13 protein-coding genes and 3 tRNA genes are annotated in these 14487 nt (G+C 56.6%); 10 read left to right on the top strand and 6 right to left on the bottom strand.

Features of this window, described 5'->3' with window-relative positions:
• Positions 1-16: 16 nt before the first annotated feature.
• Positions 17-2281: a bifunctional copper resistance protein CopD/cytochrome c oxidase assembly protein gene (locus tag L9H78_RS02360; protein WP_249620380.1), complete on the bottom strand. Its 2265-nt coding sequence runs from the start codon at positions 2279-2281 to the stop codon at positions 17-19.
• Between the two features lie 109 nt (positions 2282-2390).
• Between L9H78_RS02360 and L9H78_RS02355 the strand changes: the two genes are divergently transcribed.
• The 6 genes from L9H78_RS02355 to L9H78_RS02330 all read left to right on the top strand — a co-directional run bounded on the left by L9H78_RS02355 (position 2391) and on the right by L9H78_RS02330 (position 6500).
• A tRNA-Arg gene (locus L9H78_RS02355) sits at positions 2391-2464 on the top strand.
• A gap of 159 nt (positions 2465-2623) precedes the next feature.
• Positions 2624-3421, top strand: coding sequence for a mycolate reductase (gene cmrA / locus L9H78_RS02350; RefSeq protein WP_249620379.1), 798 nt, complete (start codon positions 2624-2626; stop codon positions 3419-3421).
• A gap of 100 nt (positions 3422-3521) precedes the next feature.
• A complete protein-coding gene (gene orn, locus L9H78_RS02345; RefSeq protein WP_249620378.1) occupies positions 3522-4205 on the top strand; it encodes an oligoribonuclease in 684 nt (227 codons plus the stop codon).
• Between the two features lie 49 nt (positions 4206-4254).
• A tRNA-His gene (locus L9H78_RS02340) sits at positions 4255-4330 on the top strand.
• A gap of 306 nt (positions 4331-4636) precedes the next feature.
• Positions 4637-6160, top strand: a complete 1524-nt coding sequence (locus tag L9H78_RS02335) for a molybdopterin-dependent oxidoreductase (RefSeq protein WP_249618329.1) — start codon at positions 4637-4639, stop codon at positions 6158-6160.
• Between the two features lie 70 nt (positions 6161-6230).
• Positions 6231-6500, top strand: coding sequence for a hypothetical protein (locus L9H78_RS02330; RefSeq protein ID WP_051619318.1), 270 nt, complete (start codon positions 6231-6233; stop codon positions 6498-6500).
• Positions 6501-6503: 3 nt separating this feature from the next.
• Here L9H78_RS02330 and L9H78_RS02325 read toward each other — a convergent pair whose 3' ends face one another.
• Both L9H78_RS02325 and L9H78_RS02320 read right to left on the bottom strand, forming a co-directional pair.
• The gene (locus tag L9H78_RS02325) at positions 6504-7169 is read right to left on the bottom strand and encodes an NAD(P)/FAD-dependent oxidoreductase (protein ID WP_249620377.1); all 666 of its coding nucleotides are present in this window, start codon (positions 7167-7169) and stop codon (positions 6504-6506) included.
• A gap of 19 nt (positions 7170-7188) precedes the next feature.
• Positions 7189-7311: a branched-chain amino acid transport system II carrier protein gene (locus L9H78_RS02320; protein WP_249620717.1), complete on the bottom strand. Its 123-nt coding sequence runs from the start codon at positions 7309-7311 to the stop codon at positions 7189-7191.
• 259 nt (positions 7312-7570) lie between these two features.
• On the opposite strand from L9H78_RS02320, the gene L9H78_RS02315 reads away from it, so the two are divergent.
• Positions 7571-8533, top strand: a complete 963-nt coding sequence (locus L9H78_RS02315; protein ID WP_249620376.1) for an ornithine cyclodeaminase family protein — start codon at positions 7571-7573, stop codon at positions 8531-8533.
• Between the two features lie 23 nt (positions 8534-8556).
• On the top strand, positions 8557-9225 hold the full coding sequence (locus L9H78_RS02310) for a GntR family transcriptional regulator (RefSeq protein ID WP_249620375.1): 669 nt from the start codon (positions 8557-8559) through the stop codon (positions 9223-9225).
• A gap of 3 nt (positions 9226-9228) precedes the next feature.
• Here the strand turns inward: L9H78_RS02310 and L9H78_RS02305 are convergent, their stop codons facing one another.
• On the bottom strand, positions 9229-11670 hold the full coding sequence (locus L9H78_RS02305) for an ATP-dependent RNA helicase (protein ID WP_249620716.1): 2442 nt from the start codon (positions 11668-11670) through the stop codon (positions 9229-9231).
• 118 nt (positions 11671-11788) lie between these two features.
• On the bottom strand, positions 11789-12937 hold the full coding sequence (locus L9H78_RS02300) for a L,D-transpeptidase (protein ID WP_249620715.1): 1149 nt from the start codon (positions 12935-12937) through the stop codon (positions 11789-11791).
• Positions 12938-13333: 396 nt separating this feature from the next.
• Here L9H78_RS02300 and L9H78_RS02295 point away from each other — a divergent pair.
• Both L9H78_RS02295 and L9H78_RS02290 read left to right on the top strand, forming a co-directional pair.
• A tRNA-Lys gene (locus L9H78_RS02295) sits at positions 13334-13406 on the top strand.
• 148 nt (positions 13407-13554) lie between these two features.
• The gene (locus tag L9H78_RS02290) at positions 13555-13698 is read left to right on the top strand and encodes a hypothetical protein (protein WP_249618324.1); all 144 of its coding nucleotides are present in this window, start codon (positions 13555-13557) and stop codon (positions 13696-13698) included.
• On the opposite strand, the gene L9H78_RS02285 is transcribed toward L9H78_RS02290, so the two are convergent.
• Complete coding sequence (locus L9H78_RS02285; RefSeq protein ID WP_249620374.1) at positions 13691-14485, bottom strand: enoyl-CoA hydratase-related protein; 795 nt, start codon at positions 14483-14485, stop codon at positions 13691-13693. The two genes, L9H78_RS02290 and L9H78_RS02285, sit on opposite strands and share 8 nt — an antisense overlap.
• Between the last annotated feature and the right edge of the window lie 2 nt (positions 14486-14487).

Raw genomic sequence — 14487 nt, 5'->3', positions numbered from 1 at the left:
GGCGCGCTCCAAGCCCCTATTCCGGGGCGTTCCCCCAGCCGGAGCCATCCCCGCCACGTTTCCTACGGAAACGAGATTGGCCCATCTCGGATTCGTGATACTCATCCTCGATGTATTCTCCGCGGCTCATCTTTTCCAACATCGCGTTGTATAAATCTAATTCATTACCAGAATCATTACCGAATCCAGAGTCTTTTTTCGGCGTTTTTTCAGACTGTTGAACACCAACAGTTTTCTGTGCATAAAGCCGGTCGTCGTCGGCAAGATCAGCATTGGTGAGGCCTGCGTCGGCAAGACCAGCGTTGGTGAGATTATGATCTGGCACCCGGTCCATCTCCGCATCGATGGCTTTTTGCTGTTCGCGGTCATAAGTAAACAGCTGTCGGAATAACTCACCGAATACAACAATCAGCGGGAACGAACCGGCGGCCCAACCAATACCAGCACCGACGCGCTGATCCGCCAGCAAATCAATCGTCCATGGCAAGTTGATCGAGGTATAAAACTCCTCGCCGTAAATCTCGGTGAGCTGCATCATGTATACGCCCAGGTAGAGGTGAATCGGCATGGAGAAAAACAGCCAGGCCAAACGCACCAACGGCTGCTTACGCCCCGGCAAAGGATCCGGCCCCATGACTTCCCAGAAATAAATGTAGCCAGAAACCAAAAAGGCCCAGTTCATGATCACGTGGCCGGCATGATCCGAAATCGCAGCCTGGTACCAATCAAAATTCAAGTACAACGCATAAAACACAAAGATGAATTGCGCGAGGTTCACTGGCGGATAGGTAATAATCGCCAGCCCGCGCGACTGGCAGAACGCCCGAGTCCAATCATGCAGGTTCGGCTTGCCCTCCTCGCCTGGCTCCCAGGCCGTCATGATCAGCGTCAGCGGCGCGCCCAACACCAGGAACACCGGGAAGGTCATCGACAGCAGCATGTGGCCGATCATGTGCATCGAAAACGTCGCCGGAATAATCATGCCGACGCCCGAGCTCATAATCACCGCCATGCCGAGTGATCCCAACAAGAACCAGGCAGTGCGTCCATTCGACCAGTCGTGCCCGGTGCGACGCGCACGGCGCACCGCATACAGGTAACCAGCAGCCAGAAGGATTCCCAATGCACTGAACATGACGTCAAAGCGCCAGATGGTCCACACATTGAGAATATCCGGCTCAAATGGGATGTCGTAGCCGACGGTAATTTCCATCGTCGACAAGTTCGGATCATCCGGCGCTGGTGGCGGGGTGCGCCCCATGGTTACCGCAATTCCGGCTGTCAACGCCATGACGAGGACTTCCACGATGGCGATGCGACGGAAAACCCCCGGGCGCTGCGCTAGTTGCGGGATGCTGCGTTGCCGGTGCAGCCAGCCGAGGCCAATGAGGACGAGGGTGAGCACGGTTTTCGCGGTGATGATCCAGCCGTAGTTCGTCGTAAAGAGATGGTGTGGGCCAATACGTAAAGCAGCATTGACGACGCCGGAAACCGCCATTACTGCCGCCGCAAATAACGCCAAACTGGAATAGCGGCGTACAGCGAGCTCGAGGTGCTCGCCGAGGCGGCGCGAGTGCGCGATCAAGGCGGTCAGCCCGCCGATCCACAGCACCATGAACACCAAGTGCCAGAGGTAGGAATTTGTGCCCCAGTCGTGATCACCACCAGATGCCGAGTGGCCTTCCATACCCAGCGGAACGACAGTGAGTACCGCGCCGATGAGCAAGATTGGCTGCATGGTCCAGCGACGTGCGAATACACCGACGATGCCCACGGCCGCAGCCATAAACGACATGATCAGCCAGGATTTGGCTTCGGCAACCTGGTCTAGGGCCACGTTCCAATGCGCGAAGGTACTGAAAAATGGGGTGCCGGAGACATCGGAAAACGTCATCGAGACCATCACTAATGCGACGACGGCGACACTCAGCAAGCTCAGCGCACCTGTACGTGCAGCGATATGCCCGTCGACGCTGAGACGGGCCGTAGCGAGACCAGAATTGGGAGTGGAATCATCTGGTGCGGCACCCGGCATCCGCGGTGGGATGAGGAATGCAGTGAGTAAATAGGAGCCGACGGCAAGTGCGACCAGGATCCAAGCAGCCGCGCGGAAAAACGGCAGTCCGAAGGTGGTTAGCATGCCGGGGTCTGGGATACCGAGCGCTGCGAGCGATTCTGCGAGAAATTGCGCAGAAATAATGCCGGCGGCAAGACCAGCGACCAGCAGCATTGCCAGGTACCAGGGCCAGGTGGAACGCACACGAGAGGTCGGGGTAGGCATAGGCTCTAACCTACAACCGATCGCCCGGGATTCTGAACCCGTGTGTCACTTACTTAGACAATCCGGTATAGTTTTTATGCGGATCAACGCTCATTGGCGTGATCTGTCGGCCTCCATAGCTCAGTGGATTAGAGCAACGGGTTTCTACCCCGTCGGTCGCGGGTTCGAATCCTGCTGGGGGCACTTTTATGGCTATATCCAAGCCTCTTATCGGCGCCACGCTCCTGTTTCGGACCAAGGTAGGGTTGAACGAAACAAGACCCCCAAGACAGCTACGCAACAGCGACTCCCCGGTGTGCCTTATCCCGCCGCTGCGGTGAGCGCGCATCGCTAAGGAGAACCATGGCTCTTCCCCACCCGCACGCCAATTCCTATGCCCTGGTCACAGGCGCCAGCCAAGGCATCGGCGAGGCCATGGCACGCGATCTCGCCAAAGCCGGGCACAACCTCATCCTCGTCGCACGGCGTGAGCAAGTCTTGCAAACCCTTGCCGACGAACTCAGCTCCCACGGCATCACAGCCGAAGTTTTTGCCGCAGACCTGTCCAACTACGACGAAGTCACGGGTTTGTTGGAATACCTAAAAGATAAAAACGTCTCTATCGCAATAAACTCAGCGGGCATTGCGAGCTTCGGCAAATTCGTCGACCAAGATTGGGATTATGAAACCAACCAGTTTCACCTCAACGCCACCGCTGTCCACCGCATCACCAACGCGGTTGTCCACCCCATGATAGAGCGCGGCGAAGGCGCAATCTGCAACGTAGGTTCCGCCGCTGGCAACATCCCAATCCCGAACAATGCAACATACGTGTTCACCAAAGCCGGCGTCAATGCTTTTACCGAGGCACTGCACTACGAACTGAAAGGCACCGGCGTCAGCTGCACGCTGCTTGCCCCAGGGCCTGTGCGCGATGCCGTCGTGCCTGATGAGGAACAGTCGATCGTCGACAAGGTAGTGCCAGACTTTTTATGGACCACCTACGAGTCATGCTCCGCCGAAACCCTGGAAGCGATGGCCAAAAACCGACGCCGCGTGGTCCCCGGCCCACTGTCGAAAGCAATGAACGTACTCAGCCAAATCGTGCCCGTACCGCTGATCGCACCTTTGGTCGGCAGTTTTTATTCCAAAATGGGTTAGTTGAGATGCTCTGATTGCTCTGATAGCTCGATGCCACCGATAGCGCTGATTAAAACCAACTAAAACCGACTAAATATTTCACCACAGGAAATTCTTGCTTATGACCACTACTAATTCAGAAAATCCCCAGTCCAACGACGAATCACCTGCTACAGCTAATATTCCAGCGAAAAGCGACCGGCTGGTGTGGATCGACCTGGAAATGACCGGGCTGGATCCGAAGCAGCACGTCATCGTCGAGGTCGCCGCATTGGTCACCGATGCCAACCTCAATATTCTTGGCGACGGCTACTCTGCGGTCATTCACGCCAGTGCAGAAGAGCTCGCCAAGATGGATGATGTGGTCGTGCGCATGCACCAAGCGTCTGGCTTGGATAAAGAAATTGCGGAATCTACCACCAGCATCGGAGACGCCGAGCAGGCTGTGTTGGATTTGATTGCGCAGCACTGCGAAGCGGACTGGGCGGTTCCGCTGGCTGGCAATTCGATTGCTACCGATCGCCGGTTTATCCAGGAATACATGCCTCAGCTAGACCAGCGCCTGCACTACCGCATGGTGGATGTCTCGACAATCAAAGAACTTTCCCGTCGCTGGTTCCCGCGGGCGTATTTCCAGCAGCCAGATAAAGGCCAGGCACACCGCGCGCTGGCAGACATTGTGGAATCGATCCGCGAGTTGGACTATTACCGGCGCGCGGTTTTTGTGGATCCGGGTGCGGTTTCTAGCGACGACGCCGCACACGCAAAAGACGCCGCTACCGACGCTTACCAGCGGTTTTTGTAAATTCGCAATGATGCGCTAATCTAATGCGTGCTGCTTTAGAGCAGCGATGGTGGCTGTAGTTCAGCTGGTAGAGCACTAGGTTGTGATCCTAGGTGTCGCGGGTTCGAGCCCCGTCAGCCACCCCAAAGTTTCACCCTCTTGACCGCAGAAACGCGACCAAGAGGGTGTTTTACGTAGCAGGCTACATATATCCGGAACAGAGCGTGGGCGAGACTTTCGCCAGAATAATCCCATTATTTGTTCTATTTTCTGATTACTAACCCTGCACACACAAAGAAAAGCTAAGGCTTTTCAATCATAAAACCCCAGTTTACCGAGTGTAACTGAATGTCTTTTTCATTTTATAAGTGTTACGTTATAAAAGAGTAATTTCGAAGATTTTTCCCAATCACGTCCCATGATTGCTACCCCCTTGATTGAAGGAACAGCCAATGGAAATTAATCCAGATTTTCCACTCTGGCTCCGCGCCAGCCACCTCATCAACTTTGTCCTGATCGGCATCCTCCTACGTTCCGGCTGGGAGATGCTCGCCTCCATGCCTCGCCTGTGGTGGCGCAATGACTGCGCACCAGGCACCGAGTGGTTGAAGTTCACCAAGCGTGAGCTTCCCAAAGAAGAAGGCGTCTACACCTCCCTAATGGATGAAAAGTCCGCTTCCCCAATTTTCACCCTTCCGGGCCGCGAAAACATCGGCCTAGGCCGTCACTGGCACGGCCTAGGCGTGATGCTATGGGTGCTTAACGGCGTCTTCTACGTCATTATGCTATTTGCCACCGGGCTGTGGAAACGGCTAATCCCAACTTCCTGGGATGTTTTCCCCGAAGCCTGGGACTCGTTCAAAACATACATGTCGTTCACCGCGCCAGGCATCGAACACTTCCAGCCTTACGACGCGTTGCAACAGCTGACGTACTCATTCGTGATCTTCATCCTGGCTCCGTTCATGATGCTAACCGGCGTCGCAATGTCGCCTGCCGTGCGCCAGTCCATGCCGTGGTACGTAAAAATGTGGGGTGGGCATCAAGGTGCACGTTCCCTGCACTTCATCGGCATGGCGATGATGTCCGGCTTCGTAATCATGCACGTCGGTCTGGTCATGCTGGTACACCGCAATCACAACACCACGAACATGGTCTTCGGCGTTATGTCCACTGAACGCGCAGGCCAGGCGCTGTTCATCATGGTGCTTACCGTCGTGCTGGTCGTCTGTTTCTGGATCGGACTTTCCTACTGGTCGCTGTCGGATCGCGTCCGCGCCCACAATTTCTTGGTGCTTACTACCGAATGGGGCCGCAAAATCTTCCTGCAGAAACTGCGCCCACGCGGAGCTAAGCAGAAAGCCTACACTGACGACGATATTTCGGAATTCCACTGGACCAACGGTCTGCCACCAACGGAAGACGAATCCGAGTACTGGATCGAACAACGCGATAGCAACTGGGACGGCTATGAAATGACAGTCTTTGACGATGTCCGTGACGTCAACAAGACCATCACCTTGGATGACCTCCGTGCCCTTCCCCAGCACTCGTACATCGCCACCCACACCTGTATGCAAGGATGGTCGGCCACGTCGCGCTGGCGTGGTCCGAAACTTACCGACGCGCTCGAGCTATTAGGCGAACGCCCAGAAGGGGCCCGCTACGTATTAATCGAGTCCTATGGTCTGGCGCAAAAGATGATTGATGATCGTCCCCGTGAGCCATTTTACGCCGCTATTGACCTAGAAACTGCCTACGAAGATGACACCATCCTCGCACTGGACCGTAATGGCGAACCTATCGATAACCACCTGGGTGCACCGGTGCGGTTGCGCGTAGAATCTAACCACGGATACAAGCACGTGAAATGGGTATCGCGGATCGGCTGGATAAAGGATTACCAGGACTACCAGGATGGTCGTGGTGGAACCCGTGAAGATTCCGCACTGCAAGCCTTTAACGGCCGCATCTAGATACTCTTTTCGGTAGTGCTAGAACCTCTCTAGACGCGTAATTCTGGAAACCGTATTTCCGAGGAGAATAATGGCACCATTACAGACCACGCACTTTGCCGTTGCAGGTGTAGACAATAAAGACGGTGGCAAGACAAGCAAGAAGATTTTGCAGGCGCTTTACGACATCTTCAGCAGCAAAGGGATGGGCTATGCTGCCTTCGAATTCTCCCCGGATGCACCCGCACGGTTGATCATCAAGCACAAAGCTGACCAACAACCAGATATCGACGCACTCAACGCGCAAATGGCGAAGGTCAGCAAAGCGGAAATCTCAGAGGTGCTGTTCAAATCACGGTAGGTTTCATCCCAGCCGCGAAAACCGTTCTGGATGAATCCGGTTCATCCACTCCGGCATCGTCTCATCCGCGATCACACCAGCTACCAACTGCGCGGTGCGTGGCGCGAGGCTAATGCCTTGCATGGCATGACCTGTGGCAACAACGACATTCGGGAATTTGCGCAAGGCACCGATATGCGGCAAACCGTCTGGAGTCATCGGACGCATCCCCTGCCACGGTTCCAGATCGAACTCGTTAACCGGCCAATCGGGAAAGAAGCTTTGCACACCTTTGAGGATGCCACCAGCCCGGACCTGGTTGAGGCTTTCATCAATCCCACTGAACCCCATCGTTCCGGCAACACGCACGTGATCACCCATAGGGGTGGCAACCACCTTGGCATCAGTCATGTACAGCGTATCGGTGAGCCAGTCTTGTTCCACAGGGAAATCAAAACCATAGCCTTTTCCAGCCTGAAGGGAGATATTCTGCCCCAGCTGCTTTACTACTTCACCTGTCCAGGCTCCGGCAGCTACCACAACGTAATCCGGGTCAATAAACGACCCGTCAACAATCACGCGGGCTTTCCCAGAACCACGATCACGCAGCCATGCCCGAGAAGCAACAAATTCTACCCCGGCTTGCTGGCACGCTTTATGCAGAGCAACTGTAAACTTTGCTGGATCCAAATGTGCATCCCCGCGTGATTCAATTCCGCCCTGCACATCTTCCGAAAGCTGGGGTCAGTACCTTACCGATGCGGTCTACCAGCTTGTTTGGGCTTAAAGACAGCCAGATAGTCGCTGCTATGAAAATAACCGAAAAGATCAACAGTGGCAGACGATGCGCGGTGTCTTGATTCGACAGCGAGGGCAAGCAGAAAACCTAAAGCCCCAAGCTCAAAAAAATTGAGTTTTTTATCTGATGTCATCGTTATCCTTCCACGTTGTACAGCAGCGGTCATGCTGAAATACTCACTCTTCGATGGTCGCGATGTGATACGAAACCTAAAAATGTGCTCATTGTGATCTAGGTGAAACCTTAGAGTGCCAGCGGTACAATTGCAATGACACTAGAAAGGATGCTGCTAATGACCGAACCCACTCCACCGGCTCCACACTTGATTTCCCACGACCAGGTTTATTCCGTGTTTAGCCCGGCAGACGCCGTCGCCAAGCTCCGCGAAACTCTGCGCAATGGTGTCGATCCTGCGAGCGATCAGTCGCGTTCCGCCGTCCCAGTCGAAAATGGCGAGTTCCTGATCATGCCGTCCACCACCTCATCGGCATTCGGCATCAAACTGCTATCCGTGGCCCCTCCCGGATACCAGGACGATCTGCCGCGTATCCAAGGCTCGTACCTGCTTTTCGACGGCACCACCCTGAGCCCGAAGGCACTGATCGACGGCATCGCCGTGACCAATTTGCGCACCCCAGCTGTGTCCATCTCGTGTGTCTACGATTTTCTTGTCGACGGCTCAAGCGAGTCACCTGCCCCACTCCACGTCGCCATCTTCGGAACCGGGCCGCAGGGTCAGGCCCACGCAGCTACCGTGGAATCCACCTTTTCCAATCGGGAAATATCCATCACGTTCCTATCACGCACGGAACCAGACAATCTCGAAGACCGCTACACCTGGGTGCAAGCGGGAAGCCGCCAGGCCCGCGAGGTCACCCGAGCAGCCGACCTGGTTCTGTGCACCACCACCGCATCGGAACCGATACTGACCAAAAACGACGTTTCGGACAGTGCCGTCATTGTCGCGGTCGGATCGCACTCACCACAGGCGCGGGAGCTGGCATCTGACCTCGTTGCCTCCGCCACGGTCATCGTGGAAGACATGGGCGCTACCCTGCGCGAAGGCGGCGATATCATTCAGCCGCTAAACGAAGGCGTCATTAACAAGGCCGATCTGCTGAGCTACGCCGACGTCGTCAGTGGAAAAGTGCCGGTTACCCGGGATAAACCCATCGTTTTCAAATTCACTGGCATGCCGTGGGAAGATCTCGCACTCGCAGAAGCGATCGCCGAGCAAGTCTCCGCGCAGGGCTAATCAGCGCCAAGTAAGCTTGCAGCATGGCCTACGCTCAGTTCCCCCAGATTTCTGCTCGCGCGACATCCCTGCGTGATCAAGTCTCCGAGTCCATCCGCGCCGGCCTGATCACCGGCGAACTCGCCCCCGGCGAGATTTACTCGGCGCCACAACTGGCCGCGCAAATGGGGGTTTCTGCGACCCCGGTGCGCGAGGCCATGCTGTATTTCGAACGCGAAGGCATGGTCACAAAAATGCGCAATACCGGCTATAAGGTCACCGAACTTTCCGCGGAAATCCTCGACGGCGCAGCCGAAGCCCGCATCCTGTTGGAAGTACCCACTATGGCCAAAATCGCCCGGACTTGTACCGGAGAAACCGCGGAAAAGGTCGAGGAATTGCGTGGGCTGGCGCACATGCTCAACGACGCTGCCGAGCGCGGCGACCTGGTGTCGTATTTGCAAGCAGACCTCCGCTTCCACTGTGATTTCTTGGCCCTAGCTGGCAATCCAGTGATCGTGGAAACCGTATCCAGTTTGCGCACCCGCAGCCGCGTGACTGGCCTGCGTCCACTCGCCGAGGCAGGCAACCTGGTTACTAGCTCCCGCGAACACGAAGCCATGATCGACGCTGCGCTCGCACAAGATGCCGCCGCTATGGAAGCCATTGTGCGCACCCATATTGGGCACGTGCGCAAAGAATGGGCTGACTAATCATCAGTTTTTGCGCAGCTTCGCATTCGTTTTCGCCGTCGCGGTTGCCTGCCACGGATTTTCCGGCCACGGGTGCTTCGGGTAGCGCCCGCGCATCTCCGCGCGAACCCCGGCATAAGGGCCAGACCAAAAACTCGCCAAATCATCAGTAATCGCCAGTGGCCTTCCCGCCGGCGACAACAGGTGAAACTGCACCCGCTTACCGCAATACACTGGGGATTCCGCCAAACCGAAGCATTCCTGCAATTTCACGCTCGCCACTGGCCGCGCACCAGACCAATCCAGCCACACGCTTCTTCCCGAAGGCACCGGCATCCGCTCCGGCGCTAACTCTTCGAGCCGTGTGGCCTCTGGCCACGGTAATAGGCGCTGCAAGGCGGGATAAAGATCGATTTTGCTAATCGCGGTGCCCGCAGCGATCTGTTCTAGTTCTGGCGCCAACCACATTGCTGGGTCTGCAGCTGCCACATCCGGCCACGGCAAACCGTAGTATTCGTGCAGGTGACGTAGCCGGTCATAAAAATTGCTTGCCGACGCAGACCACTCGAACAATCCGAGCCCGTGTTCCCGAATGCTTTCTGCGACGGCCTCGGCAGCGGCGTCGCCAGTGACCTGCACCGGTGTGGAAGATAACTCGATTGCTCCGGCTCGTCGACGCTTTCTGCCTCGAATCTTGCCGCCATCCACCGTCGCGGTTGTGGTTTCTTCCACTCCGATGGCCTGCAAGGCATCGTCTTCCGTTATCCGCGCGGCGGACCGGATGACCGCGTTTCCTGCGTTCGACAACGAAATCTCGGCAACCGCAAGCCATTCTGCATCCGCCAGACTGGAATCCGACAACAAGCGCGCCCGCGTGCCGCTCGCCAGAAGATATTCGCGGCTAGTCCCAGCCCGAGAGCTAGGGCTAGCACCAGAGCCCGAGCTAAGGCCGGAGCGGCCAGGGTTAGAGCCAGAACTAGGTCCAAATGCCCCGGCAAACACCGCACGCGCTACTTGCTCCGGATAAGCAGCCGCGACCACTGCCCCGGGATCCACCGGGCCTAGGTCCGGCACCAACTTGGCTAGGCGCTGCACCAGTCGTTTCTGTGCAGGTGCACGCGTAATATCACCGCGAGGCGTGTCGTCGAGTTTCGCGATAGTTTCCGCAGCCCCGGAACCATAACGCAACAGCGCTGCCCCAAGACGAGGGTCCGTCGGCAAGAGGGCCAATTCTTTGTTGGCGCCAATGCGCTGCAAGGTGGTGCGGGCGGCAGCCATCGCTGCGGCCGGCGGTTGGTCCAGCAGAGGGAAATCATCGCCAGCGCCCCAGGTGTCCAAAAATAGGGCGGCTTGTGTCAGGTCTGCACTAAGGATCTCCGGGCTAATATGCGGCGCAAAATGCTGGTAATCCTCTTGCGAATAGCAGCGCACGACAGTCCCCGGCCCCTCACGTCCGGCGCGGCCCGCCCGCTGGTTAGCACTAGATTTGCTGGTCGACGCCGTCACCAACCCCGACATGCCCCGCTGCGCATCGCGGCGTGGCAGCCGAGCCAGCCCTGCATCCACAACAGCACGCACCCCGGGCACAGTCAGTGACGATTCCGCAATGGAAGTTGCCACCACGATGCGCCTGCTATCGGTGTATAGTGCGCGATCTTGCTCATCGGTGGTTTGCTGCCCGTGCAACGGGAAAACCGGGGTGTTGGCGTCGACAAGCGTGGTCAATTCCGCGCACACCTGGTTAACTTCGCGCACACCGGGCACAAAAACCAGCGTCGATCCCGCGCTTGCCGACGCCTGCTCGGCGGCCTGCTGCGCCAAGTGGCGGTAAAAACTACGTTCGCCTGCCGCCCGACCGGGTGCCGGTGCGTAGTGAATCGCCAACGGGTGAATCGCCGCCTCCGTAACATGCACCGGGGCGTCCATGAGCTGGGAAAAACGCTGCGCGTCCACGGTGGCGGACATTGCGATAATCCGGAAATCTGCACGCAACTGCGCCAACTCCAGGCACATGCCCAACACCAAATCGGTGTCGAGTTGGCGTTCGTGGACCTCGTCAATTGCAACAGCTGCGACCCCAGGCAGCTCAGGATCGTGCAACAAACGTCGAAGCAGCACCCCGGGCGTGACAAACTCGACAGCTGTGCCGGGTACCGATTCGCCACGAATGGAATGGCCTACGAGCTCCGGCTGTCCAGAAAGTGTGCGCAAACGATGCGCGGCCGCTCGGACGGCAACCCGGCGTGGGGCGGTCACGATGATCTTGCCGACGGCGGATGATTCTCGCTTGCTGGCGCCATTCTGTGCGGCGTAGTTTTGCGCAGCTTGATTCGCCAGCGCCGGTGGAATCAGTGTGGTTTTACCAGTTCCGGGTGGGGCTTGCACAACCACGTTGCCTTCGGCAGGCAAACTAGCAATGGTCTCGGAAACAGGCAGGCCTGCGCCGATGCGGGAAAGATCAAAAATGCGCGTCATAGTTATTCACGCATTCTAGTGCTGACAGCACCGCTGTGGGGCTATCGCTGGCAGCGCCGCTGTTGGGGTTGTGCACAACAAGGTGGTGGCGCCGCGTCTGACCACATGGTTACCAGGAGCCGATTTCGTCTGCGTTGCCCGCTGACCAAGTTTCCCAATCGATATTCCAGTCGCCCAGTCCGTCGTATCCCGACAGGGTTCCGCCATCAGTATTTTTCACCTCGATGACGTCGCCGCGCTTCACGGTGTTCATGAACCACTGGGCGTCGGCATCAGTGACATTGATGCAACCGTGCGAGGTATTCGTTTTGCCCTGGGCCCATTCCGACCACGGCGCACCATGCACGTAGATGCCGGAGTACGACATTTGCGTCGCAAAGTTCACCTCAGTGCGATACGAGCCTTCGCCCGTCAGCCCAAAGGTCGTGGAATCCATCACCAGCTCGTTGTGTTGATCGCCCACGAGGTAGGTTCCATTCGGAGTTGGATATTCCGAGCGCCCCAGCGATACTGGCACACTGCGCAGCGTCTGTCCGTTGCGGGTGACGGTCATGGTTTTGGAAGCATTGTCAACGACCGCACGCACATCATCCCCAATGGTGAAGCTGGTGGAATTGTCCTTGCTTCCCCACATGCCATTGCCCATATCAACGCCATAAATATCGGCTTGCACAGTCACGGTGGTTCCTGGCTCCCAATATTCTTTCGGGCGCCAGCGCAGCTCGCTGTTGCTAATCCAATAAAAAGCACCGACGGTGTCATTGGAAGTTTCAATGGTGATCGCATCTTGCACCGCTTGGCGGTCATACACCGTGCCCGCGAAACGGAAATTAATCGTCTGCCCAACACCGACCGTCGAATCGGGCAGTGGCACCATGGCAACGGAAGATTGACTGGCCGGCTGAGGCGTCGTGAAGCTAACAGTAGTGGTGTTGCCTTCTACATCAGTTGCTTCGATGGTGTAACTGCGGTTGTAACCCAAGACCTCGTCGGTTTTCCAGGTCTTCCCATCGTCGGAAAGCACGGATTCCACCTCATAGCCGACCTCATTAAGCATGGTGACGGCCTGCAGTTTGTTTTCACCGGTGACCTCTACCGGCACGGTGGGATCAACATCGGTGGCGCCATCGTGCACGCTTACCGACGGCGGGGTCTCCAAATCCTGGCTTTCTGCTGCAGAAGAATGCTGTGTTTCAGAACTGGTATCCGCGCAGGCCGCAAGGCCCAACACCAGCCCTCCAATTGCGAGGGCGGACACTGATTTAGACCAGAAGGTCAACGCGGAACTCCTTTCGCAGCACACAGCTGCATTTTTGTTAACTTTTCTGCTTGCGCCTGCACCCTGGCCCATGAAAACTCTGCTAGCGAGCCTAACCCACAATTGATGCTTTTCCTGCGCTTCTGCGCAATGAGTTATGCACTTGCAACCGAATCGTTGCATAAACCGGGTGTTATTAATCAATCGTTTGCAGGCCCGGTTTTGTTAACAACAAAAACAGCACACATAAACCCCACGGGCAAGAAAGAAAAAGCAGGTCAACGGGTCGATTTTTCTTATTCAACAACCACTGCTAGAGTATCTATTCGTTGCGCACGGTACAGTGTTCAACAGTAAGAGTTGAGAAGATTAACACTTCAGATAATCAACACTTACGCGCCATTAGCTCAATTGGCAGAGCAACTGACTCTTAATCAGTGGGTTCGGGGTTCGATTCCCTGATGGCGCACAATACAAGCAGGTCAAGCGGTTGTGAATTCAATCACTTGACCTGTTTCTTCGCTTTCCAGTACACTTTCTCCTGCGCGGGGTTTGCGAGGGTTAAACGACAAAAATGCAGCCCGGGCACCTTTTATCCTATCAAAGGAATTTTCACCATGGAACGCTATATCTATCTCATGACGGCAATCTGCGCTAGCGCCGTACTAATTACAGGTGCCAGCGCGTGGGTGCTCATCCCACTGGTGGCCGTGGCCGGGGTTACTTACGGTAGCGCCCAGGTTACTAGTCACACTAGCTAAACCGCGGAGCACGCCGCTCCACGAAAGCCTGCACCCCCTCGCGGTGACCATCAGTGCGTAACAATTTCGGCTGCTGGACCGCCTCATCCTCTAACGCTTGCGACAACCGCCCCAGGCAAGCCGCATTCACTCCCCGCTTAGTAGCAGCCAGCGCTTCCGGCGAAGCCATCTGCAGCGCCGCCGCGCATTCACGGGCCACGGCCAAGGCAGCGCCATCGTCGGCAAGCTCCGCTAACAAACCGGCGCTCTGCGCAGCCTCGGCCGGCAAAGGCTGCTGCAACATGGCCATGCGCATCGTCACCGCACGCCCCAAAGACGCCGACAGTGTTTGCATCACGCCACCGTCGGGAAGCAAACCAATCCGGCCAAAGGGCAGCACAAAAAACGCGCTCTGGGCTGCTACCACCAAGTCGCAAACTAAAGCCAACGAGGCCCCTACCCCGGCAGCAGCGCCTTCCACCGCTGCAATGACCGGCACCTCGGCCTCAACGACGGCTCGGATCATGGCATTGAGCTCGCCCATGGACGCCTGGATTTGTTCGTCACTAGCACCAGTCAGCGACTCCCCCGCAGTCAAATCCAACCCGGAGCAAAAATGCGCTCCAGCACCGGTAATCACAATGGCACGAACAGACCTTTCGGCTGCTGCATCCGCGATGGATTTCGCAACCTCCCCGAAAGCGGTGTGCGTAAGAGCATTACGTTTATCTGGGGTGTTCAGCGTAATTATTGCCAAATTGTCAGCAATTTCTTGCTGTACGAGCTGCTGGGTCTGCTTTTCGGGCATTA

Origin of the sequence: Corynebacterium pseudodiphtheriticum, assembly GCF_023509295.1 — a bacterium.
In the GTDB taxonomy this organism is placed as follows: Bacteria; Actinomycetota; Actinomycetes; order Mycobacteriales; family Mycobacteriaceae; genus Corynebacterium; species Corynebacterium pseudodiphtheriticum.
This window is presented reverse-complemented; position numbering and strand designations above follow the sequence as displayed.